Origin of the sequence: Pseudomonas sp. LAP_36, assembly GCF_019456785.1 — a bacterium.
Taxonomy (GTDB): domain Bacteria; phylum Pseudomonadota; class Gammaproteobacteria; order Pseudomonadales; family Pseudomonadaceae; genus Aquipseudomonas; species Aquipseudomonas tritici.
Genome location: NZ_JAHZMS010000005.1, coordinates 336,341 through 360,739, shown reverse-complemented (window position 1 = coordinate 360,739; position 24,399 = coordinate 336,341). Strand labels below are relative to the sequence as shown.

The 24,399-nt window shown below is 60.0% G+C and carries 19 protein-coding genes; 14 read left to right on the top strand and 5 right to left on the bottom strand.

The features are described 5' to 3' along the window. Positions 1-230 precede the first annotated feature (230 nt). The 4 genes from JBO08_RS18805 to JBO08_RS18790 all read left to right on the top strand — a co-directional run bounded on the left by JBO08_RS18805 (position 231) and on the right by JBO08_RS18790 (position 7,543). Positions 231-1,142, top strand: a complete 912-nt coding sequence (locus JBO08_RS18805; protein WP_049711581.1) for an SDR family oxidoreductase — start codon at positions 231-233, stop codon at positions 1,140-1,142. A 483-nt stretch (positions 1,143-1,625) separates the two neighbouring features. Then, positions 1,626-3,416: a DUF1302 domain-containing protein gene (locus tag JBO08_RS18800; protein WP_083213942.1), complete on the top strand. Its 1,791-nt coding sequence runs from the start codon at positions 1,626-1,628 to the stop codon at positions 3,414-3,416. Positions 3,417-3,442: 26 nt separating this feature from the next. After that, on the top strand, positions 3,443-4,801 hold the full coding sequence (locus JBO08_RS18795; RefSeq protein ID WP_065880729.1) for a DUF1329 domain-containing protein: 1,359 nt from the start codon (positions 3,443-3,445) through the stop codon (positions 4,799-4,801). 240 nt (positions 4,802-5,041) lie between these two features. Then, complete coding sequence (locus tag JBO08_RS18790) at positions 5,042-7,543, top strand: LuxR C-terminal-related transcriptional regulator (RefSeq protein ID WP_065874479.1); 2,502 nt, start codon at positions 5,042-5,044, stop codon at positions 7,541-7,543. On the opposite strand, the gene JBO08_RS18785 is transcribed toward JBO08_RS18790, so the two are convergent. Further along, positions 7,540-8,415 carry a helix-turn-helix domain-containing protein gene (locus JBO08_RS18785; protein ID WP_065874480.1) on the bottom strand — a complete coding sequence of 292 codons (876 nt, stop codon included), beginning with the start codon at positions 8,413-8,415 and terminating at the stop codon, positions 7,540-7,542. The two genes, JBO08_RS18790 and JBO08_RS18785, sit on opposite strands and share 4 nt — an antisense overlap. Before the next feature lie 138 nt (positions 8,416-8,553). Here JBO08_RS18785 and JBO08_RS18780 point away from each other — a divergent pair, with 138 nt between their 5' ends. Then, on the top strand, positions 8,554-9,456 hold the full coding sequence (locus JBO08_RS18780; RefSeq protein ID WP_065874481.1) for a DMT family transporter: 903 nt from the start codon (positions 8,554-8,556) through the stop codon (positions 9,454-9,456). A gap of 22 nt (positions 9,457-9,478) precedes the next feature. On the opposite strand, the gene norR is transcribed toward JBO08_RS18780, so the two are convergent. Further along, positions 9,479-11,023: a nitric oxide reductase transcriptional regulator NorR gene (gene norR, locus JBO08_RS18775; RefSeq protein WP_220074413.1), complete on the bottom strand. Its 1,545-nt coding sequence runs from the start codon at positions 11,021-11,023 to the stop codon at positions 9,479-9,481. Between the two features lie 147 nt (positions 11,024-11,170). Between norR and hmpA the strand changes: the two genes are divergently transcribed. The 8 genes from hmpA to JBO08_RS18735 all read left to right on the top strand — a co-directional run bounded on the left by hmpA (position 11,171) and on the right by JBO08_RS18735 (position 19,955). Beyond that, the gene (gene hmpA / locus JBO08_RS18770; RefSeq protein ID WP_065880730.1) at positions 11,171-12,352 is read left to right on the top strand and encodes an NO-inducible flavohemoprotein; all 1,182 of its coding nucleotides are present in this window, start codon (positions 11,171-11,173) and stop codon (positions 12,350-12,352) included. A 225-nt stretch (positions 12,353-12,577) separates the two neighbouring features. Further along, positions 12,578-13,084 carry a disulfide bond formation protein B gene (locus JBO08_RS18765; RefSeq protein ID WP_065874484.1) on the top strand — a complete coding sequence of 169 codons (507 nt, stop codon included), beginning with the start codon at positions 12,578-12,580 and terminating at the stop codon, positions 13,082-13,084. Between the two features lie 793 nt (positions 13,085-13,877). After that, positions 13,878-14,819, top strand: coding sequence for a ubiquinol oxidase subunit II (gene cyoA, locus JBO08_RS18760; RefSeq protein ID WP_049711590.1), 942 nt, complete (start codon positions 13,878-13,880; stop codon positions 14,817-14,819). Positions 14,820-14,822: 3 nt separating this feature from the next. Continuing rightward, complete coding sequence (cyoB, locus tag JBO08_RS18755; protein WP_049711591.1) at positions 14,823-16,841, top strand: cytochrome o ubiquinol oxidase subunit I; 2,019 nt, start codon at positions 14,823-14,825, stop codon at positions 16,839-16,841. Positions 16,842-16,844: 3 nt separating this feature from the next. Beyond that, complete coding sequence (locus tag JBO08_RS18750) at positions 16,845-17,471, top strand: cytochrome o ubiquinol oxidase subunit III (protein WP_017734786.1); 627 nt, start codon at positions 16,845-16,847, stop codon at positions 17,469-17,471. Continuing rightward, positions 17,471-17,812 (top strand): cytochrome o ubiquinol oxidase subunit IV, encoded by a 342-nt coding sequence (gene cyoD / locus JBO08_RS18745; RefSeq protein ID WP_010206434.1) that lies wholly within the window; start codon positions 17,471-17,473, stop codon positions 17,810-17,812. Before JBO08_RS18750 ends, cyoD begins: the two co-directional genes overlap by 1 nt. 11 nt (positions 17,813-17,823) lie before the next feature. After that, positions 17,824-18,711: a heme o synthase gene (cyoE, locus tag JBO08_RS18740; protein ID WP_049711593.1), complete on the top strand. Its 888-nt coding sequence runs from the start codon at positions 17,824-17,826 to the stop codon at positions 18,709-18,711. A 149-nt stretch (positions 18,712-18,860) separates the two neighbouring features. Further along, positions 18,861-19,955 carry a pyridoxal phosphate-dependent aminotransferase gene (locus JBO08_RS18735; protein ID WP_065880731.1) on the top strand — a complete coding sequence of 365 codons (1,095 nt, stop codon included), beginning with the start codon at positions 18,861-18,863 and terminating at the stop codon, positions 19,953-19,955. Positions 19,956-20,087: 132 nt separating this feature from the next. Here JBO08_RS18735 and JBO08_RS18730 read toward each other — a convergent pair whose 3' ends face one another. From JBO08_RS18730 to JBO08_RS18720, 3 genes are all read right to left on the bottom strand, one after another. After that, a complete protein-coding gene (locus tag JBO08_RS18730; protein ID WP_065880732.1) occupies positions 20,088-20,807 on the bottom strand; it encodes a hypothetical protein in 720 nt (239 codons plus the stop codon). 172 nt (positions 20,808-20,979) lie between these two features. Beyond that, positions 20,980-22,233, bottom strand: a complete 1,254-nt coding sequence (locus JBO08_RS18725) for an aspartate aminotransferase family protein (RefSeq protein ID WP_065874487.1) — start codon at positions 22,231-22,233, stop codon at positions 20,980-20,982. 89 nt (positions 22,234-22,322) lie between these two features. Continuing rightward, positions 22,323-23,216: a LysR substrate-binding domain-containing protein gene (locus JBO08_RS18720; RefSeq protein WP_065880734.1), complete on the bottom strand. Its 894-nt coding sequence runs from the start codon at positions 23,214-23,216 to the stop codon at positions 22,323-22,325. 144 nt (positions 23,217-23,360) lie between these two features. On the opposite strand from JBO08_RS18720, the gene JBO08_RS18715 reads away from it, so the two are divergent. Beyond that, positions 23,361-24,389: an amino acid ABC transporter substrate-binding protein gene (locus JBO08_RS18715; protein WP_220074412.1), complete on the top strand. Its 1,029-nt coding sequence runs from the start codon at positions 23,361-23,363 to the stop codon at positions 24,387-24,389. The last annotated feature ends 10 nt before the right edge of the window (positions 24,390-24,399 follow it).

Here is a 24,399-nt window from a genome sequence, read left to right as displayed (position 1 = left end):
TAAACCAGGCAAATGGGTTCTATCTGGAACTCGGCGGTGTCTTTATTGGGGCGGCTTCGCCACCCAGCGCGGGGCAAGCCCGCTCACTACACACATTTAGATTTTCGTTAGTCCATCACAATCATCCCTCAGCCTTATCGAGCACCATTCAGCCCCTGCCGTATCTATTGTGACCAGAGCCCCCGTGCCTGACACTCGACCCATTCCCATTGTCGCCATTGGAGTTCGGTATGAGTGAGTCAGTGCAGTTCCAGGATAAGGTCGTGATCGTCACCGGTGCCGGCGGCGGATTGGGCCGGGCCCATGCGCTGTTGTTCGCTAAACATGGCGCGAAAGTGTTGGTCAACGATCTCGGTGGTTCTACCCAGGGTGAAGGCGCGAATGCCTCGGCCGCCGACCGGGTCGTGGCCGAGATTCGTGAAGCGGGCGGTATTGCCGAGGCCAACCATGACTCTGTCACCGACGGTGACAAGATCGTGCAGAACGCCCTCGATGCCTTCGGCCGTATCGATGTGGTGGTCAATAACGCTGGTATTCTGCGTGACAAGACTTTCCACAAAATGGACGACAGCGATTGGGACCTGGTTTACCGGGTGCATGTCGAAGGCGCCTACAAAGTCACCCGCGCTGCCTGGCCCCATCTGCGTGAGCAAGCTTACGGCCGGGTGATTTTCACTGCGTCCACCTCGGGCATCTATGGCAACTTCGGCCAGTCCAACTACGGCATGGCCAAGCTTGGCCTCTATGGGCTGACCCGCACGCTGGCGCTGGAAGGGCGCAAGAACAACATTCTGGTGAACGCCATTGCCCCCACCGGCGGCACGCGCATGACCGAAGGCTTGATCCCACCGCAAGTGTTCGAGCGCCTCAAGCCGGAGCTGGTCAGCCCGCTGGTGGTGTACCTGGGCAGTGAGGCGTGTCAGGAAACCTCGGGGCTGTTTGAAGTAGGCGGCGGCTGGATCGGCAAGACCCGCTGGGAACGCAGCTTGGGCGTGGGCTTTGACCCTGAAGCCGGCTTCTCGCCCGACGATGTGGCCGCACACTGGCAGCAGATCTGCGACTTCGACGGTGCGGCCCACCCCAAGGACAATATCGAGGCGTTGAAGGAGATGATGGCCAATCTGCAGAAATACAGCCTGTGATCGTTGCTTGAAAAAGAGTGAATCCTACGGGGCGCTGATGGCGCCCCGTTTTATTCAAGGCATAAAAAAGGCCGCTGCATAGGCAGCGGCCGAAGTAAGACGTTGGATCAAGGAGCGACAAATCAACGTCAGTGAACACCGGTAACGGATTGAAAACAGACATCAATCCATTTGAATCTGGCTTTTCTTCCGGTCGGGGAAGCGGGCCGTTTGCCCTGAAAGCCCGGCAAGAATAGCCGTTAGTAACAAAATGAGTAATGCCGATTCATGACAAGGACTGTTGCTGAATCAGCAACAGTTCTAACGTGCTCCATCCATCTTCCTGATAACCCGCCATCCACACGGTGCATGCCCGCGCGCAGACCCACGCCAGAGCGCCCGGTAATCCTTTCGAGCGACAACACGAATCCCTCCTTGGTGCGCTTATCCCTCCTGATGGTCGGCAGTAGGGTGGGGCCTTCTGTCACTCACCGGGGAAGACGCATGACAAGAACAACAATGCGCGCCATCTTCAGGCCACAGGCGCTGGCCGCTGCGGTTGCGTTGGGTTGCTGTGCGCAGGCACAGGCTGTTTCATTCAACATTGGCGAGATCGAAGGGCAATTCGACTCCTCGCTGTCGGTGGGCGCGAGTTGGGGCATGCGCGATGCGGACAAAAAACTGGTGGGCACCGTCAATGGCGGCACCGGCCAGGCTTCCACCGGGGATGACGGGCGCCTGAACTTCAAGAAGGGCGAGACCTTCTCGAAAATCTTCAAAGGCCTGCACGACCTTGAATTGAAGTACGGCGACACGGGCGTGTTTGTCCGTGGCAAATACTGGTACGACTTCGAACTCAAGGACGAAGATCGCGAGTTCAAGCAGATCAGCGACCACAACCGCAAGGAAGGCGCCAAGTCCAGCGGTGCGCAGATCCTCGATGCCTTCGTTTATCACAACTACTCACTGGGCGATCTGCCGGGCACCGTGCGCGCGGGTAAGCAAGTGGTGAGCTGGGGTGAAAGTACTTTCATCGGCAACTCCATCAACAGCATCAACCCGATTGACGTGTCTGCCTTCCGTCGCCCGGGTGCCGAGATCAAGGAAGGGCTGATCCCGGTCAACATGCTGTTCGCTTCACAAAGCCTGACCAGCCAACTGACCGTAGAAGGGTTCTACCAGCTGGAATGGGACCAGACGGTGCTGGATAACTGCGGCACTTTTTTTGGCAGCGATGTGGCGGCGGATGGTTGCACCAACAACTACACCGTCGGGAACCCGGCGATCAGGCCGTTGCAACCTGTGGCGGCGGCGTTCGGCCAAGGGTTTGGCGCGACCAATGAAGGCGTGATCGTACGTCGCGCCGGTGACCGCGATGCGCGGGATTCCGGCCAGTTCGGTACGGCCTTGCGTTGGCTGGGGGATGACACCGAGTACGGCCTGTACTTCATGAACTACCACAGCCGTTCACCGATCGTGGGCACCATCACCAACAACACCAACTTGGCGACACTCGGCGCGATCTCCGGCACCGCCAACGCCATTGCGCCGGGCTCCGGTGCGGGCCTGGTGCAGAGCCTGATGCTCGGCCGCGGCCAGTACTACCTCGACTACCCGGAAGATATTCGCCTGTTCGGGGCCAGTTTTTCCACCACCTTGCCCACCGGCACGGCGTGGACCGGAGAGATCAGCTACCGCCCAAATGCTCCGGTGCAACTCAATACCACCGACCTGACCCTGGCCCTGATCAACCCCGTCGCAGGCCAGCTCGCCTCACCTATCCGCAGCAACTTCGGTTCTGACAACAAAGGCTACCGCCGCAAGGAAATCACCCAGATCCAAAGCAGCATGACCCAATTCTTCGACCAGGTACTCGGCGCTGAACGCCTGACGCTGGTGGGCGAAGCGGCCATCGTGCACGTCGGCGGCCTAGAGGATAAATCCAAACTGCGTTACGGCCGCGACTCGGTGTACGGCGCTTATGGTTTCGAAGGCGACACCGATGGCTTTGTCACGTCCACCTCCTGGGGTTACCGCGCGCGAGCGATCCTTGACTACAACAACGTGATCGCCGGGATCAACCTCAAGCCCAACCTGTCCTGGTCCCATGACGTCGCCGGCTACGGCCCCAACGGCCTGTTCAACAAAGGCGCCAAGGCGATCAGTGCGGGGGTCGATGCGGACTACCGCAACACCTACACCGCCAGCCTCAGCTACACCGACTTCTTTGGTGGCGACTACAACACCCTGACCGACCGCGACTTCCTCGCCCTCAGCTTCGGCGTGAACTTCTGATTTGGCTTAAAGAAGGACAAGACTCTATGCGTAAGATAATTGCGGTAATGGCCCTCAGCCTGTTGGCCGCCAACGTGATGGCGGCGGTGTCGCCGGACGAGGCGGCCAAGCTGGGCACCACCCTGACCCCGGTGGGCGCCGAAAAAGCCGGCAACGCCGATGGCTCGATCCCGGCCTGGACTGGCGGCATTCCCAAAAACGCCGGTGCGGTGGACAGCAAGGGCTTCCTCGCCGACCCGTTCGCCAGTGAAAAACCATTGTTCGTGATCACCGCCGCCACCGTCGACACATATAAAGACAAGCTGTCTGACGGCCAGGTAGCGATGTTCAAGCGCTATCCCGAGACCTATAAAATTCCGGTGTATCCAAGCCACCGCACGGTCAATCTGCCGCCGGAGATTTACGAGTCGATCAAGCGCAGCGCGCTGAACGTCAAGGCCATCAACGACGGTAATGGCCTGGAAAATTTCACCGGCAACCGCTACTACGCGTTCCCTATTCCGAAGAATGGCGTGGAAGTGCTGTGGAACCACATCACCCGATACCACGGTGGCAACCTGCGCCGCATCATCACCCAGGCCACCCCGCAGACCAACGGCGGGTACACGCCGATCCGCTTCGAAGAAGAAGTGGCGGTGCCGCAAGCGATCCCGGACATGGACCAGGCCAAGGCCGCCAACGTGCTGAGCTTTTTCAAGCAATCGGTGACGGCGCCGGCGCGGCTGGCGGGCAACGTGCTGTTGGTACACGAAACCCTCGACCAGGTGAAGGAGCCGCGCCTGGCCTGGATCTACAACGCCGGCCAGCGCCGCGTGCGCCGTGCGCCACAGGTGTCGTATGACGGTCCGGGTACTGCATCCGATGGGCTGCGCACCACGGATAACTTCGATATGTTCTCCGGCGCGCCTGACCGTTATGACTGGAAGCTGGTGGGCAAGAAGGAGATGTACATCCCCTACAACAGCTACAAGCTGGACCAGCCGACGCTCAAGTACGACGACATCATCAAGGCCGGCCACATCAACCAGGACCTGACCCGCTATGAGCTGCACCGCGTGTGGGAAGTGGTTGGCACGGTCAAGCCGAGCGAGCGGCACATCTACGCCAAGCGCCACATGTACATCGACGAAGACAGCTGGCAGGTGGCACTGGTGGATCACTACGACGGCCGTGGCCAACTGTGGCGGGTTGCCGAAGGGCATGCGCAGTTCTACTACAACCACCAGGTGCCCGCCTACACGGTGGAGACGCTGTACGACATCATCGCAGGGCGCTACATCGCCTTGGGGATGAAGAACGAGGAGAAGAGCAGTTTTGTGTTTGGGTTCAATGCCAAGGCGGCGGATTACACGCCGGCGGCGTTGAGGGCAGAGGGGGTTCGCTGATCTCCATTTGAAACATAATCCAAATGTGGGAGCGGGCTTGCTCGCGAATACGGAGTGCCAGTCACCAGATGTATTGACTGATCTACCGCATTCGCGAGCAAGCCCGCTCCCACATTGGTTTGTGTATGCCTTGAATTTTATGCCCTTCAATCACCCCGCTGAATACTTCTTCAACAACCGCCGACCACAGGACTAGGGTAGTCGCCACGTTGCATAACAATAAAAACGCAGGATGCAGCAATGACCGCCATGACACGCTGCCTGGACCGTCCTGGATTCATGCCTCGGCTGTCCGCCCACCATCTGCTGCGCCCGCGCTTGGCGGTGCCTTTGCTGGCGGCGCAGGTCAGGGTGAAGCTGTTGTGCGCGCCGGGTGGCAGTGGCAAAAGTGCGTTGCTCGCCGAGTGCGCATTGCAGGCACCCCAGGATTGCCAGGTGTACTGGTTGCCGCTCAATGGTGTTGCCCTCAGCCCTCTCGATCTGTGCCTGCGCCTGGCACAAAGCCTCGGCTTGCCATTCACCGATGAAGCCACGTTGCTGCTGGACCTTGGCCGCTGGCACACCTCGGCGTGGGTGTTCCTCGATGACTTCTGCCGCTTACCCGCGCCCGACACCGACGCCTTGCTCGACCGCCTGCTCACTGCCAGCAGCCCGGCGTTGAGCTGGTGGCTTGGGGCGCGGCGCCGTCCAGCGTGCAATTGGCCGCGGCTGTTGCTCGACGATGAGTTGCTGGAGTGTGGCGCCGAGTTGGCGTTTGATCCTGAGGAAATCAAGCAACTGCTCAGCCATGCGCCAGGGCAGTCCGTCGACCGTGTGTTGCAGTTCAGCGCCGGCTGGTGCGCCGGTGTGCGCATCGCGCTGCTCGGCGATGGTCACCCGGACAAAACCTTGCTCGACTATTTGCAACACGAGCTGTTCAGCACCTTGCCGGCCGAGCTGGCCGAAGCCTGGCGCGTGTTGGCCCATCTGCCGCGCTTTAATACGGGGTTGTGCGAGCACCTGTTCGGCTTTGGCGACGGCGTCCAATACCTGCGGGACTTGCAGGCCCTCGGCGCGTTTATCCAGCCTTGGGAAGACACGGATTGGCTACAGGTTTTCCCGCCGCTGGCACAGCTGATGCGTGATGAGCCCTGGCCGGCCAAGCGCTCCTGGCACCGGCGCGCCTGCCAATGGTTCACCGCCGAACAGGACTGGCAGGCGGCATTTGAGCACGCCTTGCTGGCCGAAGAATATGAAGTCGCGGTGAGCCTGTTGCAGTACTTCAGTTTCGAGGACCTGTTCCGCCAGCAGAACGCGGTGTTGCTGTTGCGCTTGCACGAGCAGCATGGCGATGAATTGATGCTCGGCTCGGCGCAACTGGTCGGGCTGGTGACGGCGGCATTGCTGTTCGCCGGGCGTTTCGACAGGGCCGCGCAATGCATCGACCAGCTTGCGCGGTTCGCCCCGCAACCGACGGCGGCGCAACAACGCTACCTGCTGGCGCGCTGGCAGGCGCAATGGGGCTGGCTGCTGCATTTGGGCGGCGATGCAGAGCGCTCTCGCGAACATTTCCTGGAGGCGCTGCAAGCCTTGCCCGACAGTGCCTGGACGTCGCGGCTGATGTGCTTGTCGGGCCTGACCCAGCAAGCCTTGCTGCGTGGCGAGTTGGACGTGGCCCAGAGCCTGAGCCGTGAAGCGTTGTGCCTGGCCCGGGCCCATGGTTCGTTGCTGCTCGAGGCCTTGCTCGAACTGGATCACGCGCAATTGCTGGAGCAGCGCGGCGCGCCGTATCGGGCGCAAAGCCTGCTGGAAAATGTGCAGGCGATGTTACTCAAGCAGCGGCTCAAGGCCGGGCCCTTGGTCGGGCGCATTGCCCTGCGGCGCGGGCATCTGGCGTTGCGCCAGGGGCAAGACAGCCTGGCGGTCGAATGCTTCGAAACAGGCTTGAAGGTGTGCCTGCACAGCCAGGACAAGCGCGTGCTCTACGGGTTTCTCGGCTTGGCGCTGATGGCGGCCAATCGTGGCGACTACGCCCAAGCCTTTGACCAACTGCGCGAAGCCGAACGGCTGATGCAACAACGCCAGGTGCCCGACAGGGTGTATCGCGCGGTGCTGCTGTTGGTCAGCGGGCATTTCTGGTTGCAACAGGGGCGCGCCGACCTGACCGTAGAAGCAGTGCGCCGCGTACTGCGCCATTTCCGTGGGCCCGAGGCCAAGCAGGCGCCGCCGGCCACCCTGGAACTGATCCCGCGTCTGGAATACCTGCTGGTACTGGCGGAAGTGAAACTGGGCTGTGCCGAGCAACCCGTAGCGCGGCTTACGGCCTTGCTGGGCATCGCCCACCAACGCGGCATGCTCTGCCTGGAGACCGAGCTGCACTTGGTGCTCGGCGAAGTGGCTTGGCAAGTCGGCGACGCCTCACTGGCGCGCCGTTCGCTGCAAACCGGGCTGGAGCTGGCGGAGCGTTGCCAGGTGCAGCAGGCGATTCGCGAGCTGCGGCTGCGCTCGCCGGGGTTGTTGAGCGAGCTGGGCATGGAGCCCCAAGCCTCAACGTCAGGAGCGGTCGAGAACCCACTCAGCCAGCGCGAGCTGGAAGTGCTGCAGTTGATCGCCCTGGGTAACTCCAACCTGGAAATCGCCGACCGCCTGTTTATCTCCCTGCACACCGTCAAGACCCACGCGCGGCGCATCCACAGCAAACTCGGCGTGGAGCGGCGTACGCAAGCGGTGGCCAAGGCCAAGACCCTGGGGTTGATGATCTAAGCGCAGAACGCCTGGCGATACTCGCCGGGTGTGGCGCCCATGGCCTGGCGAAAGCGATGGGTGAAGTGGCTGGCGCTGGAGAAACCGCACATCAAGGCGATCTCGCCCAAGGGCAGGGCGCCGCTGCGCAGCAGCGCCTGGGCACGGGTCAATCGCCGCGCCAACAAATATTGATGGGGCGGCAGGCCGAACGTCTGGCGGAACATCCTCGCGAAATGGTACTCCGACAGCGCGCACATCCCGGCCAATTGGCCCAGGCTGATCGGGTCTTCCAGGTGGTGATCGATGTAGTCCACCAACAGTCGTCGCTGGTACGCCGCCAACCCGCCTTTCAGGCGCAGCCCTTCACGCGCGCCCACCTGGCTGAGCAGGGTGTGGCTGAGCATTTCATGGGCCAGGCTGCTGGTCAGCAAGCGCTCGGCGGGTTCGTGCCAGTTCAGCGCGATCAATTGATGAAAGCGCCGGGCCTGGCTGGCATCTTCCAGGAAGGTGCTTTCGCGCAGGTGCAAGGTGCGGGGCTCGCGGTCGAGCAGGGTGATGCAGCCCAACGCAAACTGCTCCGGGCTGAAATACACGTGGGCCAGGCGAATCTCGCCGTTGATCACCCACGCCGACTGATGCTCGGCGGGCAGGATGCACAGCTTGTCGGGCCCGCCCTTGGTGCCCGGCTGGTCACGCCGAAAGGTGCCGGTGCCGCCGCCGATGTAGCACGACAGCGTGTGATGGCTCGGCGCCTGGTAATCCTGCGAGTCATGGTGGTTGCTCCACAACGCCGCAGACAAGCCGTCACCGAGCTCGGCGCAGGCCTCAAGGCGTGCGTTGGGCGAGCGATTAAGGGCTTGAAAGACTTGCAGGGATTCCAGATCAGGCATGGTGAGTACTCTCCGACGCTTTGCATCCTACTCCCCGCAGTTGGCGCTGTGATCCCGTCGTCCGACAAAAGCGCAAGATTGTGCAAGAGCGCGCCACGGAGGGCGGGCCACACTGTGGCTCAACCGATGGAGCCCGCTATGAACCTTTCCCTGTATTTACTCACCGTGCTGATCTGGGGCACCACCTGGATCGCCCTCAAGTGGCAACTGGGCGTGGTGGCCATCCCCGTGTCCATCGTTTATCGCTTTGGCTTGGCGGCGCTGGTGTTGTTTGCGCTGTTGGTGCTCAGCCGCAAGTTGCAGGTGATGAACCGGCGTGGGCACTTGATCTGCCTGGCCCAAGGGCTGTGCCTGTTCTGCGTCAACTTCATGTGCTTTCTTACGGCCAGCCAGTGGATTCCCAGTGGGTTGGTGGCGGTGGTGTTCTCCACGGCTACGCTGTGGAACGCGCTGAATGCCCGGGTATTTTTCGGCCAGCGGGTGGCGCGCAATGTGTTGATGGGCGGCGGCCTTGGCTTGCTGGGACTGGGCTTGCTGTTCTGGCCAGAACTGGTGGGGCATACCGCCAGTCCGCAGACCTTGCTCGGCTTGGGGTTGGCGTTGCTGGGGACAATGTGTTTCTCGGCGGGCAATATGCTCTCGAGTTTGCAGCAGAAGGCCGGGCTCAGGCCGTTGACCACCAATGCCTGGGGCATGGCGTATGGCGCGGCGATGTTGGCGACGTATTGCGTGGTGCGTGGGATTCCGTTCGAGATGGACTGGAGCGCGCGGTATGTCGGCGCGTTGTGGTACCTGGTGATTCCGGGGTCGGTGATTGGGTTTACGGCTTATCTGACGTTGGTGGGGCGGATGGGGCCGGAGCGTGCGGCGTATTGCACGGTGTTGTTTCCGGTGGTGGCGCTGAATGTGTCGGCGTTTGTTGAGGGGTATCAGTGGACGGCGCCGGCGTTGGTGGGGTTGGTGCTGGTGATGGTGGGGAATGTGTTGGTGTTTCGGAGGGTGAAGCGTGTGAACCCAGTCTTTAAGGCACAACAAATCTAAATGTGGGAGCGGGTTGTTTGGGTTATTTCATTCCAAGGCGTTTGGCCATTCGGCCGAGGTTGGCGCGGTCCAGGCCGAGTTCGCGGGCGGCGCTGGCCCAGTTGTGCTGGTGGCGCTCCAGGCAAGCGCTGATGATTTGGCGCTGGTAGTACTCGGTGGCCTGGCGCAGGTCGCCGGTGACGGCGGTCGCCATGTCAGTCTGTTCTTCGATCTGCGGCGCGCTGACATCGGGCAGGTCGAGGTCCTGGGCACTCAAGCTTAAAATCCTCGGACGTTCGCGACAGTTTCCCAAGGCTTTCAGCGCGCTGCGTCCGATCAAATGTTCCAGCTCTCGCACGTTGCCCGGCCAGTTATAGGCCAGCAGCGCCGCCTGGGCATCGCTGGTCAGGCGCAAGCTGCCCAGGCCCATGCGCGAGCGGTTCTGTTCGAGGAAGTAGCCGGCCAGCAGCAGTACATCGCGCCCGCGTTCGCGCAGCGCCGGTACTTGCAGGGGGTACACGCTGAGGCGGTGGTAAAAATCGGCGCGGTAGCGGCCGTTGCGCACCTCAAAGGCCAGGTCGCGGTTGGTGGCGGCGATCAGGCGAACGTCCACTTGGTGTTCCTTGTCCGAGCCCAGCCGCTGCAACTGGCCGCTTTGCAGTACCCGCAGCAGCTTGGCTTGCACTGTCAGTGACAGCTCACCCACTTCATCCAGGAACAACGTACCGCCATTGGCCAGTTCGAATTTGCCGCGGCGCTCATTCAACGCGCCGGTGAAGGCGCCGCGCACATGGCCGAACAGCTCGCTTTCCACCAGGGTTTCCGGCAGGGCGGCGCAATTGAGGCTGATCAGCGGTTTGTCCGCGCGTGTTGATGCGGCGTGGATGGCCTGGGCCACCAGTTCCTTGCCCACTCCGGTTTCGCCAGTGATCAGTACGGTCAGGTCGCTGCCACCGACCAATTTGATCTCCTCGACCAGGCGCTTGTGGCTTTTACTTTGGCCGATCATTTCCTTGTGCTGCTGGCCGCTGGCCTGGCGGTAAATCTCGGCACGCTGGTGTTCGTCTTCGGCGCGCAAGGCCAGGCGCTCGATGCGCTCGGCTACGTTGACGGTGGCGGCGGCGAGGCTGGCGAAGGCTTGCAGGGCATCAAGTTCCACGCGTTCGAAACGCTCGGTGTCGAGGGCATCCAGGGTCAGCAGGCCCCAGGGCTGGTCGTCGACGAACAGCGGGCAGCCCATGCAGTCGTGTACTTCCAGGTGGCCATGCAGGCCATCCACCAAGCCGTCATAGGGGTCGGGCAATTCGCTGTCACTGTCAAAGCGCGTGGGGCCGGGGCTGCTCAGCAGCACGGCAAAGCGCGGATGCTCGCTGACCTTGAAGCGTCGACCCAAGGTGTCGGCGCTCAAGCCATCGACGGCCAGTGGCACCAGCCATTCGCCGTCCAGGCGCAACAACGCGGCGGCATCGCAAGGGAGCAGGGCGCGCATCGCTTGCAGCAGGCGGCGGTAACGCTCGCCTTCAGGCAGCTCGCGGGACAGGTCGGCGACCAGAGGCAGCAGGGTGGTGAGCAATGAGTGCGCAGTCATAAAGACTCCTTGTAGTCCTTATGACTATAAGGTGTAGGAAGTCATACTGACTACATGTAATTTAAGTGCTTGAAAAGTAAAGATTAATAAGTTGGCACGAATACTGAGTAAGTCAGGGTAATCAGTGAAGAAGCCCAGGAGGCTCCCATGCTTAGTGCCCAAGACCGTGCCATCGTCAAGTCCACCGTGCCCCTGCTGGAAAGTGGTGGCGAAGCATTGATCACCCATTTCTACCGCATGATGCTCTCCGAGTACCCAGAAGTTCGTCCGCTGTTCAATCAGGCGCACCAGGCCAGCGGCGACCAGCCCCGCGCCCTGGCCAACGGTGTGTTGATGTATGCGCGACATATCGACCAGTTGGATCAACTGGGTGATTTGGTGGCCAAGATCATCAACAAGCACGTGGCCCTGCAGATCCTGCCGGAGCATTACCCGATCGTCGGTGCCTGCCTGCTGCGGGCGATTTCCGAAGTGCTGGGCAGCGAGATCGCGACCCCCGAAGTGATGAGTGCCTGGGGCGCGGCGTACGGCCAACTGGCGGATATCCTGATCGGCGCTGAGGCGGCGATCTATGAAGAGAAAGCCCAGGCACCCGGTGGCTGGCGTGGTGCGCGGCCGTTCCTGCTGGTCAAGCGGGTGGAGGAGAGCGACGAGATCATCTCCTTCTACTTTGCCCCGGTGGACAACGGCCCGATCCTCAATGCCGCGCCGGGCCAGTACATCGGCATGAAGCTGGTGCTGGATGGCGAGGAAGTGCGCCGCAACTATTCCCTGTCGGCCCTGACTGACACGGGCCTGTACCGTATCAGCGTCAAGCGCGAAGCCGGTGGGCGGGTATCCAACTACCTGCATGACCAATTGCACGTCGGCGCGACCATCGACCTGTTCCCACCGTCGGGTGAGTTCACCCTGGCGGCCAGCGATAAACCGCTGGTGCTGATCAGCGGCGGGGTCGGCATCACGCCCACCTTGCCGATGCTCGAAGCCGCCCTGGCCACCGAGCGTCCGGTGCACTTCATTCACTGCGCGCGCAATGGCGGCGTGCATGCATTCCGTGACTGGGTGGATGCCCTGGCCGCCAAGCACCCGCAGCTCAAGCGCTTCTATTGCTACGCCGAAGATGATGGTGTGAGCCCAGCGGCGGACAAGGTGGGGTTGCTCAGCCTGGAACAGCTTGCGGCGTGGTTGCCCGAGCAGCGCGATATCGACGCCTATTTCCTTGGCCCCAAAGGCTTCATGGCCGCGATCAAGCGCCACCTCAAAGCCTTGGGTGTCCCCGAAAAACAAAGCCGCTACGAATTCTTCGGCCCAGCGGCGGCCCTGGAATAAGGCCTGAAGGTCCACACTGTCCAAAAATGTGGGAGCGGGCTTGCTCGCGAATGAGGTAGATCAGTCATACATAAGTTGACTGACACACCGCATTCGCGAGCAAGCCCGCTCCCACATTGGTTTCTCTATTTCTCCAGATTAATCCCCCGTTAACCCCCTCTGTTTAAACCACTCCCTGTGTGTAAACTTGCGGCCATTGGCACAACCAAACAAAGGGAACCGGAAATGAGTGACGAATTGCGTTTAGGCAGGGAGCGGCGCTTTCTGGTGTTGCTGGGCATCATCTGCCTGGCGCTGATCGGCGGTGCGCTCTACATGCAGGTGGTGCTGGGCGAGGCGCCATGCCCACTGTGCATCCTGCAACGCTATGCCTTATTGCTGATCGCGATCTTCGCGTTCATCGGCGCGGCCATGCGCACCAAAGGGGCGCTCACCTTTTTCGAGGGGCTGGTGATCCTCAGCGCCCTCGGTGGTGTCGCCGCAGCCGGTCACCATGTGTACACCCAGTTCTATCCCCAGGTCAGCTGCGGCATTGATGTGCTGCAACCGATCGTCGATGACCTGCCCCTGGCCAAGGTGTTTCCCTTGGGCTTCCAGGTCGATGGTTTCTGCAGCACCCCGTACCCACCGGTGCTGGGCCTGTCCCTGGCGCAATGGGCGCTGGTCGCGTTCGTGCTGACGGTAATCCTGGTGCCCCTGGGCATTTACCGTAATCGCCAGCGCAAAGCCTGAGCCATTTACTGAAACGCCCCGGTCCTCCTTAAAGGAAGGCCGGGGCGTTTTTTGTTTGTGGGGATTTGTGAACAGAGCGTGACGCAGGACAACGGCGAGTGCGCGCAGCATGCGACATGTTGTCACACGGAAGCAGCCGCAAGACGTTTCTGACCCGCCAAACGGTCGCTTAAATTTGCATCATGCGGCCAAGATGTGCTGTCACTTCGTGGCTCCGCCAGTGGCGTGCACCTCACGCTGCTCCCGCGATTTCGTGATGTCTGAATGCCTTGTTTTATGGGGGGTTGCATCGGTTTGGCGTGCCCTTACAGACCGTAAGGACTGCGGCAGGTTGCCCTATAACACGGCAATTTTTGTGGTTTTTGTTGAGAATCGAACACGATAAGATCGCGAACCTTTGCAATAAAGGTGAAGGATTATTGCTGTAATCGATAAAAATTATTTCTTTATAAGACATGGTTTATACATCGCTAGCTAACTACAATCGCCCGCACTGAATGTCCGGTGCTGTTCAATCTTTGAGCACTGGAGCGGTCGAGGGGCAGATGGATGGCTCTGTGCGACCCCAAGGTTCCGGCAGCCTTTCAACTACCCGCACCAAATGGAATTGGTCTGTAACAAGGCCTTTAGCCACGAAATCGAATAAGAACTCACCGCAGGTCCGTGAAACGTAGATTTATGGCGTGACGGGCAGGCTCTTATTCAATCGAAGAGAAATGCCAACCCTTGGCAGGGTGAAGTGTTGGCGATCAAAACCCAACTGCATTGCGCAAGCTGCTTTAGAGGTCGTGAGATGAGTAAAAACAGGTACCCCCGATTACTAGGCTTTTTGCCGCTGCTTGGCATGATGTTAATGCTGGGAGGCTGTAAGTGGACCTTGATGGACCCAAAAGGACAGATCGGTCTGGATCAACGAAACCTGATCATCACCGCCACCCTGCTGATGCTGCTGGTCGTGGTGCCTGTGATCATCATGACCTTCGCCTTCGCCTGGAAATACCGCGCGTCGAACACCAGCGCGACCTACGCGCCGAAGTGGTCGCACTCCACCAAGATTGAAATCGCGGTGTGGCTGGTTCCGATCCTCATCATCATCGCCCTGGGTTACATCACCTATAAGTCGACCCATGAACTGGACCCGTACCGTCCGCTGGAATCCGACGTCAAGCCGATCAATATCGAAGTGGTTGCGCTGGACTGGAAGTGGCTGTTCATCTACCCGGACCTGGGTATCGCCACTGTCAACGAGATCCAGTTCCCGGAGAACACTCCGCTTAATTTCCGGATTACCTCCGACGCCGTGATGAACTCGTTCTTCATCCCAGCCCTGGGCGGTCAGATCTACGCGATGGCAGGCATGCAGACCCGACTGCACCTGATCGCCAACGAAAAAGCTGAAATGGAAGGCATCTCCGCGAACTACAGCGGCGCTGGCTTCACCGGCATGAAATTCAAAGCGATCTCGACGAGCCAGGAAGATTTCAACGCCTGGGTCGCCAAAGTCAAGGCCGCACCTAAACAGCTTGATCAAGCTGAATACGACGCCCTGACCAAACCAAGCCAGAACAACCCAGTCGCGCTGTACTCCGCGTTTGAGCCGAACCTGTTTCAGAAAATCGTCGACAAGTACGAAGGTATGAAGCCAGGCAAGCCGGTCAAGCACGAGAAGAAAGAAGTGGCCGCGGTTGAAGGTTCTGACGCGGGCTCGCATTCAACTGCTGGGGCAGAGGAGTAAACGATGTTTGGTAAATTAAGTTGGGATGCGGTCCCGTTCCACGAGCCGATTGTGATGATTACCATCGCCATGATCGCGTTGGGTGGTCTGGCACTGTTTGCGGCAATCACTTATTTCAAGAAGTGGACCTACCTGTGGACCGAGTGGCTGACGTCGGTCGACCACAAGAAAATCGGCGTGATGTATATCATCGTCGCCATGGTCATGTTGCTGCGTGGTTTTGCCGACGCCATCATGATGCGTACCCAGTTGGCCATGGCCACCGAGGGTTCGCCTGGCTACCTGCCGCCTGAACACTATGACCAGATCTTCACCGCCCACGGTGTGATCATGATCATCTTCATGGCGATGCCTTTCTTCACCGGCCTGATGAACCTTGCAGTGCCGCTGCAGATCGGCGCGCGTGACGTGGCTTACCCGTTCCTGAACTCCCTGAGCTTCTGGCTGCTGGTTTCCGGCGTTGTGCTGATCAACGTTTCCCTGGGCGTCGGCGAATTCGCCAAGACCGGTTGGGTTGCGTATCCGCCATTGTCGGGCCTGCAATACAGCCCTGGCGTGGGTGTGGACTACTACATCTGGGCGCTACAGTTATCAGGACTCGGGACGACGCTGACGGGGGTCAACTTCCTGGCCACCGTGCTGAAAATGCGCGCCCCTGGCATGAAACTGATGGACATGCCGATCTTCACCTGGACCTGCACCTGGGCCAACGTCCTGATCGTGGCTTCGTTCCCGATCCTGGCCGCTACCATGGCGCTGCTGTCGCTTGACCGTTACCTGGATTTCCACATTTTCACCAATGAACTTGGTGGCAATCCAATGATGTACGTGAACCTGTTCTGGGCATGGGGTCACCCTGAGGTGTACATCCTGATCCTGCCAGCGTTCGGTATCTTCTCCGAAGTGATCTCGACCTTTACCGGCAAGCGCCTGTTCGGTCACCACTCGATGGTTTACGCATCGGGCGCAATCTCTGTACTGGGCTTCATGGTGTGGCTGCACCACTTCTTCACCATGGGTTCGGGGGCCAGCGTCAACGCCTTCTTCGGCCTGGCAACGATGCTGATTTCCATCCCGACGGGGGTGAAGCTATTCAACTGGCTGTTCACCATCTACCACGGTCGTCTGCGCATGACCAGCCAGGTCCTGTGGACCCTGGGCTTCATGGTGACCTTCGCCATTGGCGGCATGACCGGCGTACTGCTGGCCATCCCGGGTGCTGACTTCGTCCTGCACAACAGCCTGTTCGTGATCGCTCACTTCCACAACGTGATCATCGGTGGTGCTGTATTCGGCTACATCGCGGGTTTCAGCTTCTACTTCCCGAAAGCGTTCGGCTTCAAGCTGCACGAAGGCTGGGGCAAGGCTGCATTCTGGTTCTGGATCTCGGGCTTCTTCGTCGCGTTCATGCCGCTCTATGCACTGGGCTTCATGGGCATGACCCGTCGTCTGAACGCTACCACCAACCCTGAGTGGGTACCGTACCTGTACGTTGCCATGTTCGGTGCAATCATGATCGCTGTGGGTATTGCCTGCCAGTTGATCCAGTTGTACGTGAGCATCCGTGACCGTAAGCAGAACGCTTGCGACTCCGGCGACCCATGGAACGGCCACACCCTGGAATGGTCGACTTCGTCGCCACCTCCGTTCTACAACTTCGCCGTGATCCCTACTGCGAACACCATCGATGCGTTCACCGAAGCCAAGGAAGACGGTACTGCGTACCAGAAGCCCAAGCACTACGAACCGATCCACATGCCAAGCAACACCGCCACTGGCGTGGTGATGGGTGCGCTGTTGACCGTGTTCGGTTTCGCGATGATCTGGCACATCTGGTGGCTGGCAATCGTTAGCCTGGTGGGCACCATCGGCTACTTCATTGTCCACGCTGCACGTGATGATCAAGGCTACATGGTGCCGGTCGAAACGATCGAACGCATCGAAGCCGAGCAGCACGCTCGCCTGGTCGCCGAGAAGAAAATCCCGGCCAACCGTGTAGAAACCTCGTTGGAACAGGCTTAAACCATGTCGAACTTAGTGACCAATGCTGGACACGCCCATGTCGATGACCATGGGCACGATGACCATCACCACGACTCGGGGCCGATGACCGTTTTCGGTTTCTGGCTCTACCTGATGACCGACTGCATCTTGTTTGCGTCGATCTTCGCGGTGTACGCGGTACTGGTAAACAACGTAGCGGGTGGCCCGTCGGGCCACGACATCTTCGAACTGCCTTACGTGCTCGGCGAAACCGCCTTGCTGTTGTTCAGTTCGATCACCTACGGCTTCGCCATGTTGGCCTTCTACAAGGGCAACAAGAAGGGCGTACTGAGCTGGTTGGGCCTGACCTTCCTGTTCGGCCTGGGCTTCATCGGCATGGAGATCAACGAGTTCCACCTGCTGATCTCCGAAGGCTACGGCCCGCACCGTTCCGGTTTCCTGTCGGCGTTCTTCACGCTGGTCGGCACCCACGGTCTGCACGTAACGGCAGGCCTGCTGTGGATGGCGGTGATGATGTATCAGGTCAATAAACACGGCCTGACCAACACCAACAAGACTCGCCTGAGCTGCCTGAGCCTGTTCTGGCACTTCCTGGACGTGGTCTGGATCTGCGTCTTCACCGTTGTTTACCTGATGGGGACTCTGTAATGGCTAATGCACACTCCCATGACCATGACAGCCACGATGCGAGCCACGGCAGCGTTAAGTCGTACGCCATCGGCTTCATCCTGTCGGTAATCCTGACCCTGATCCCGTTCGGCCTGGTGATGTACCCAACCCTGCCGAAGTCGATCACGTTGATGATCGTGCTGGCGTTCGCGGTGATTCAGGTGCTGGTTCACCTGGTGTACTTCCTGCACTTGGATCGCTCGAAAGAGCAGCGCGATAACGTGATTGCGTTCGTGTTCGCAGGCCTAGTAATCCTGCTGCTGGTTGGCCTGTCGATATGGATCATGTTCAGCATCCATACGTTCATGATGGCGAAGTGAGGTAAGACCCGATGTCGCTTAAGCACTTTATCCAAATCACCAAACCGGGGATCATTTTCGGTAACGTGCTTTCTGTGGCGGGCGGTTTCTTCCTGGCCTCCAAGGGACATGTCGATCTGGCCATCTTCCTGGCTGCAATGATCGGCACCTCCCTGGTGGTAGCTTCCGGATGTGTGTTCAACAACTGCATCGACCGCGACATCGACATCAAGATGGAGCGCACCAAGAACCGCGCGCTGGTACAGGGGCTGGTTTCCCTGAAGCTGGCGCTGCTGTTCGCGACCGTCCTGGGTGTTGCCGGTGTGGTGCTGTTGTACAAGGTGGCTAACCCGCTGGCGGCGCTGTTTGCCGTGATCGGCTTTGTCATCTACGTCGGCCTCTACAGCCTGTACCTCAAGCGCAAGTCGGTTCACGGCACGCTGGTGGGCAGTCTGTCGGGGGCGATGCCGCCGGTCATTGGTTATGTGGCTGTGACCAATAGCTTCGACATGGCCGCGCTGGTGCTACTGGTGATGTTCAGCCTGTGGCAGATGCCGCATTCCTACGCCATCGCGATTTTCCGCTTCAATGACTACCTGGCTGCGTCGATTCCGGTTTTGCCGGTTAAACGTGGCATCCAGGTCGCCAAGAAACACATCCTGCTGTACATCCTGGCCTTCCTTGTGGCGACCTTGATGTTGACCTTCAGTGGCTACGCCGGCATGAGCTACCTCGCCGTCGCCGCCGCCATGGGCATGTACTGGTTGTACATGGCCTGGACCGGCTACAAAGCGGTGGATGACACCGTCTGGGCGCGCAAGCTGTTCGTGTTCTCGATCTTCACCATCACCGCGCTCAGCGTGATGATGTCCCTGGATTTCCAAGTGCCGAAAGAGCTGTTGCTGACCTACGCTCACTGAGTGGTCCCGCAGTGAAAAAGCCCCGCCTTCGAGAGAAGCGCGGGGCTTTTTCTTGGGCGTTCGGTTAAATCGGCCGACGCCTTTCTCGTCATACACTTTTGTACGAGCTGTGCGAATCCATCACCCGCCCTACAACAAGGAGTTGTCATATGGTCAGCGTTAGTCGTCGGTCCCTTCTCGCCGTGGGCGCCGCCCTGCCATTACTGGGGCGCCTGGATTGGGCGGTTGCGGCGCCGTCGCCGGCAGCGTCTGACAAGGTACGGCTCAACTACAACGAAAGCCCCTATGGCCCTTCAGGGGCTGCGCGGGAGGCGATGCAGCGGGGCATCGCCACCTCCGGACGTTATCCTTACGGCCATATGTATGCTTTAGCCGGGCTGTTTGCCCAACAGCAGGAAATTGCCGAGGAGCAGGTGGCGGTATTTGCAGGCTCGATGGCGGCCTTGCGCTATGCCGTATTGGCATTCACCAGCGAAACCCGTGGCCTGGTGATGGCCACGCCGTCCTACGAAGTGCCGCGCCAGGCGGCCGAGTCGAACAAGGCGCCGGTGAAGGAAGTCAGTCTGAGCGCCGACCACGCCCACGACATCCCGGCGATGCTCGCCGCCGATCCCCAGGCGGGCATGCTCTACCTGTGCAACCCCAATAACCCCACTGGCACTGTCACGTCTACCGAGGCCATCCGCCAGGCACTGGCAAACAAACCCAAAGGCAGTGTGCTGGTGGTGGACGAGGCCTATATCGATTTCGCCGACGTCCCCAGCGTTGTCAGTTGGGTCAAGGACCATCACGACCTGCTGGTGCTGCGCACGTTCTCGAAAATCTACGGCATGGCCGGCGCCCGTCTGGGTCTGGCAATCGGCCACCCTGCGCTACTGGAGCGGCTGGCCGTGTTTGGCGGCGACAACGTTCCGGCAGGTTCCACCCTGCTCGGCGGCATTGCCAGCCTGGAAGACGTGAAACTGCTGCCGCAACGCAAGGCGCTCAATAACCAGCTGCGTGACGAGACCGTGGCCTGGCTGAAAGACCGTGGTTTCACCTGCACCGCCTCCCAGGCCAACTGCTTCATGATCGACGTGAAGCAACCGGCGGAGCAGGTGATCGAGCAGTTGGCGGCGCAGGGCGTGCTGATCGGCCGGGTGTTTAAAGGCTGGCCGCAGTGGGTGCGGGTGACGGTGGGGGACAAGCGTGAGATGGCGCGGTTTCGGGAAGTGTTTGCAGCACACGTCGAACGGGTCAGTTGACACAGCACAGATCAAATGTGGGAGCTGGCTTGCCTGCGATTGCATCATCTCGGTTTCACTGATGTACCGAGACGTCTGCATCGCAGGCAAGCCAGCTCCCACACTTGATTCTGCGGTGTAGCTTGCTACGAGTTACTGCTGCGCGATGCTGTACCCATCAAACGCCGTCTGCTGTTGCAGCGCAGTAATCACGCTTTTGCGGCTCAACGGCTGTTCAGCACCGGTGTTGTCCACAAAGCTTTCAACCGTAAGCTCCGCTTCATCGCCTTCACCCACAAAGCTGAAGCCAAGGAACTCAAACGCCTCACGGTCAACGTTCAGCTTCGAGCGTGGTGTGCGCAGTGGCAGGGTGACGCTGATGCCATCCTTGCTGATCACAAACACTTCGGCTTCTTTCTTGGGCCGTGAAGCCTTGCTCTTGCCGGCGCTTGGGTTGCTGATGGCCTGGTGGCTCTGGTTCAGCACCTTCAACGCCAGGCCGTAGACCAGCTCCTGGAACTCGGGGTCGTCCTTGAAGCTCGACAGGATGCGGCTGATCGAGAACTGGCTGCTCAGGTTCTCCAGGGCTGCATTGTCGGCCGCCTCGGCGTCTTTCAATTGCTTGAGCTGGCCCATCAGGTCGTAGGCCTTGTCGTCGTCGAAGGCATCGTGGGCCTGGCGGATAGCCACGCGCAGTTCGCGGATCTGGTCGCTTTCCTTGGACGTGTGGAAAGCGTCCAGCACCATCTCGCTGATGATCTTGGCCGCTGGCAGATGCTGTGAAAGATTGATGGCGTTTTCGTACTCGGCTTTGGCGTGCAAGGCGACTACGGTTTCTTCGGCGGATTCTTCGATGGTGTAGGAATCGGGCATTGAAATTTCACTACTTCAGTAAACGAGGACAAAAAAGCGTCGGGCATTTTCAGGGGGGAGGGGGATCAGGTCAAGGCAGCACAATGCCCTTATCCCGACGTTACCCCGGCAGCGCCCGTTGCAGCCGGACTGCCCGCCTGCAAAACAGACCTACGGTAAACCCCGGCCTTCCTTACTGGGACAAGTGTCTCAGGCACGCTTGGAGGATATCCAAGCCCTCCTCCAACACTGCCGGTTCAATCGTCAGCGGTGCCAGTAAACGGATGATATGCCGCGACTTGCCGCTGGGCATTAGCAACAACCCGGCATCCCGTGCCAGGCCCAACAGTTGAGCAAGCTGTTTCGGTGCGGGTGTGCCATCGGCGTTCGCCAGCTCGATGCCGCGCATGGCGCCGACGCCGGTCAGGCGGCCGAGGTAGGGCGTGAGGCCTTGTGCGCACCAGGCTTCATAGCGGCGAACGATGGCTTCTTGCTGTTGCGCTCCCCAAGTGTTCAGGTGCTCATCTGTCATTGCGTCAAGGGTGGCTAATGCTGCGGCACACGCAATAGGGTTGCCGGAATACGTGCCGCCCAGGCCGCCCTTCGGCAGGTTGTCCATCAACGCCTTGCGCCCCACTACGGCGCCCAGCGGTACACCCCCGGCGATGCTTTTACCCAGCAGGATCAAGTCCGGTTCGATCCCCAGGCGTGAGAACGCAAAACGTTGGCCGGTACGGCCAAAGCCGGATTGGATTTCATCGGCAATCAGCAGGATGTTCTTCTCATCGCAAAAGCGCCGAAGAGCCTGGGCGAACTGGATATCCAGTGCGAGGAACCCCCCTTCGCCCTGCACCGGTTCGATAATGAAACAGGCCACATCGTTGACGTCGATTTCTACGCTGAACAAGCGGTCCATGGCCTTCAGTGCCTCAGCGCAGGTCACGTCGTTATCAGCGCTGGGGTAGGGCAGGTGGTACACCGGGCCGGGCAGTACACCGACCTTTTGTTTGTAGGGCGCGACCTTGCCGTTGAGGTTGAGCGTGGCCAGGGTGCGGCCGTGGAAGGCACCGTCAAATGCAATCACCGCCGTACGGCCGGTGGCGCCGCGCACGATCTTCAGCGCGTTTTCCGCCGCCTCCGCGCCGCTGTTGGTGAGCATGCCGCTGACTGGGTAGCCCACCGGGATAAATGCGCTCAGGCGCTCCATCAGTTCGATGTAGGGCGCGTGCGGGGCGGCGTTGAACGCGTAGTGGGTCAGTTTGGTCGCTTGTTCACGAATTGCCTCGACCACGCCCGGGTGGCAGTGGCCGAGGTTGAGCACACCGATGCCGCCAACAAAGTCGATATAGCGTTTGCCCGAGGTGTCCCAGACTTCGGCGTTTTTCCCGTGGCTGAGGCTGATGGGATGAACGATGGAAATCGATTGGCTGATGGTTTCGTGGCTCATGAATGGGAGACTCGGCAGTGACGGGCGTCTTTTTATCTAAGCTGGGCGCCCGCCCTTGTCGCAAACGAAATAAAGTCGCCGGGTCATTATTAAAAGTCGGGATGTGCGTGAATGTAGTCCACCATCCAGTTCAGGAAGGCCTTCACTTTGGGGACCTCGCCGGCATGCTCGGCATGGGCGATAAAGTGCGCGCCGCTGCTGGGCATTGCGTAGTCCCACGCAATCATCAGGCTGCCCTGGGCCAACTCTTCGGCCACCAGGTACTGCGGCACCAACGCTACGCCGTAGCCCGATTGTGCTGCGCGAATGCACATGTAGAACGTGTCGAAACGCGGCCCGTGGTAGCTGTTCTGCGAGTGCAGCCCCTGTTCGAGGAACCATTCGTGCCAGGCTTCCGGGCGCGAGGTGCATTGCAGCAACGTGTGGCGCGACGAAGCATCGCTGCCTTTGGCGACAAAGCCCGGTGCGCACACCGGCACCACGGCTTCACGGAACAGCTCGATGCACGTCGCGCCCGGCCATGAGCCCTGCCCATAGAAAAACGCGATATCGGCCTTGGCCTGCAACACATCGAAAGGCTCCAGCTCGTTGCGCACATCCAAGTGGATATTCGGGTGTTTCGCCGCGAAATCCTTGAGCTTGGGCACCAGCCAGCGATCGCCGAAGGTCGGCTGCGTGGCGATGCGCAGCACTTCGGTCTCGCCGCCGTAGGTGAGGATGTAGCGGCTGGAGATGTCCACCTGGGTCAGGATTTTGTGCACTTCGGCCAGGTACAGCGACCCCGCTGGCGACAGGTACAAGCGCTGGCGAACCCGTTCGAACAGGTTGTGGCAGAGCATTTCTTCCAGCTGCGCCACCTGCTTGCTGACGGCACTCTGGGTCAGGTGCAGCTCTTCGGCGGCACGGGTGAAACTCAGGTGGCGGGCGGCGGCTTCGAAGCATTGCAAGGCCGTCATCGAAGGGGTCAAGCGTTTTGAAATCATGCAGTTCATTCCAAATCGGAAGGAGCCTTTGCCTAAAGGTCGTTTGTGGCAGCGGCGTAAAGCCGTGGATACTGCTCGGCAGCACTATAAACCGGCGCGGGCGATACGGCGCCGAATAATAAGGAATGACAGGGAGAGCCTTGCATGAACTCATTCAAAATTACGTTGGCCGCGATTGGCGCCAGCGCCTTGCTTGGCCTGGCAGGCACCGCCCACGCGGGCGCAACCCTGGACGCCATCCAGAAAAAAGGCTTTATCCAATGTGGTGTCAGCGATGGGCTACCGGGCTTCGGCGTGCCCGACAGCCAGGGCAAGATGACCGGTATCGATGTGGACGTATGCCACGCGGTGGCGGCAGCCGTATTCGGCGACGCGTCGAAAGTGAAGTTCACGCAGTTGACCGCCAAGGAGCGTTTCACGGCGCTGCAGTCCGGTGAGATCGACCTGATCTCACGCAACACCACCTGGACCAGCTCCCGTGATTCGGGCATGGGCTTAGTGTTCACCGGCGTGACCTACTACGACGGCATTGGCTTTCTGGTGAACAACAAGCTGGGCGTTACTGGCGCCAAGCAATTGGACGGCGCCACCGTGTGCATCCAGGCCGGTACTACGACTGAACTCAATGTTTCCGATTACTTCCGCACCAACGGGATGAAGTACACACCGATCACCTTTGACACCGCCGACGAAAGCGCCAAGGGCCTGGAAGCCGGGCGATGCGACGTACTCACCACCGACCAATCGGGCTTGTATGCCCAGCGAATCAAGATGGCCCACCCGGACGAGTTTGTGGTGTTGCCGGAAGTGATCTCCAAGGAACCGTTGGGACCGCTGGTGCGTAAAGGCGATGACGAGTGGTTCAGTATCGTCAAATGGACCTTGTTCGCGATGCTCAACGCCGAGGAAATGGGCATCACCTCGCAGAATGTCGAAGAGCAGGCCAAGACCACCAAGAATCCGGACATTGCGCGGTTGCTGGGGGTTGATGGCGAATACGGCAAGGACTTGAAACTGCGCAAGGATTGGGTGGTACAGATCGTCAAGCAAGTGGGCAACTATGGCGAAGTGTTCGAGCGCAACATCGGCCAGGGCAGCGTGCTGAAAATCAAGCGCGGGCTCAATGCGCTGTGGAACAACGGCGGCATCCAATACGCGCCGCCAGTCAGATAAACGCGGTGCC

Excerpts from the sequence above, each read along its gene's own strand:
- JBO08_RS18805 (WP_049711581.1), top strand. The coding sequence starts at position 231 with ATGAGTGAGTCAGTGCAGTTCCAGGATAAGGTCGTGATCGTCACCGGT.
- JBO08_RS18785 (WP_065874480.1), bottom strand. The coding sequence starts at position 8,415 with ATGCCTGATCTGGAATCCCTGCAAGTCTTTCAAGCCCTTAATCGCTCG.
- cyoB (WP_049711591.1), top strand. The coding sequence starts at position 14,823 with ATGTTTGGTAAATTAAGTTGGGATGCGGTCCCGTTCCACGAGCCGATT.
- JBO08_RS18800 (WP_083213942.1), top strand. The coding sequence starts at position 1,626 with ATGACAAGAACAACAATGCGCGCCATCTTCAGGCCACAGGCGCTGGCC.
- JBO08_RS18780 (WP_065874481.1), top strand. The coding sequence starts at position 8,554 with ATGAACCTTTCCCTGTATTTACTCACCGTGCTGATCTGGGGCACCACC.
- JBO08_RS18735 (WP_065880731.1), top strand. The coding sequence starts at position 18,861 with ATGGTCAGCGTTAGTCGTCGGTCCCTTCTCGCCGTGGGCGCCGCCCTG.
- cyoD (WP_010206434.1), top strand. The coding sequence starts at position 17,471 with ATGGCTAATGCACACTCCCATGACCATGACAGCCACGATGCGAGCCAC.
- JBO08_RS18725 (WP_065874487.1), bottom strand. The coding sequence starts at position 22,233 with ATGAGCCACGAAACCATCAGCCAATCGATTTCCATCGTTCATCCCATC.
- JBO08_RS18715 (WP_220074412.1), top strand. The coding sequence starts at position 23,361 with ATGAACTCATTCAAAATTACGTTGGCCGCGATTGGCGCCAGCGCCTTG.
- cyoE (WP_049711593.1), top strand. The coding sequence starts at position 17,824 with ATGTCGCTTAAGCACTTTATCCAAATCACCAAACCGGGGATCATTTTC.
- JBO08_RS18790 (WP_065874479.1), top strand. The coding sequence starts at position 5,042 with ATGACCGCCATGACACGCTGCCTGGACCGTCCTGGATTCATGCCTCGG.
- JBO08_RS18730 (WP_065880732.1), bottom strand. The coding sequence starts at position 20,807 with ATGCCCGATTCCTACACCATCGAAGAATCCGCCGAAGAAACCGTAGTC.
- JBO08_RS18750 (WP_017734786.1), top strand. The coding sequence starts at position 16,845 with ATGTCGAACTTAGTGACCAATGCTGGACACGCCCATGTCGATGACCAT.
- JBO08_RS18795 (WP_065880729.1), top strand. The coding sequence starts at position 3,443 with ATGCGTAAGATAATTGCGGTAATGGCCCTCAGCCTGTTGGCCGCCAAC.
- JBO08_RS18765 (WP_065874484.1), top strand. The coding sequence starts at position 12,578 with ATGAGTGACGAATTGCGTTTAGGCAGGGAGCGGCGCTTTCTGGTGTTG.
- hmpA (WP_065880730.1), top strand. The coding sequence starts at position 11,171 with ATGCTTAGTGCCCAAGACCGTGCCATCGTCAAGTCCACCGTGCCCCTG.
- JBO08_RS18720 (WP_065880734.1), bottom strand. The coding sequence starts at position 23,216 with ATGATTTCAAAACGCTTGACCCCTTCGATGACGGCCTTGCAATGCTTC.
- cyoA (WP_049711590.1), top strand. The coding sequence starts at position 13,878 with ATGAGTAAAAACAGGTACCCCCGATTACTAGGCTTTTTGCCGCTGCTT.
- norR (WP_220074413.1), bottom strand. The coding sequence starts at position 11,023 with ATGACTGCGCACTCATTGCTCACCACCCTGCTGCCTCTGGTCGCCGAC.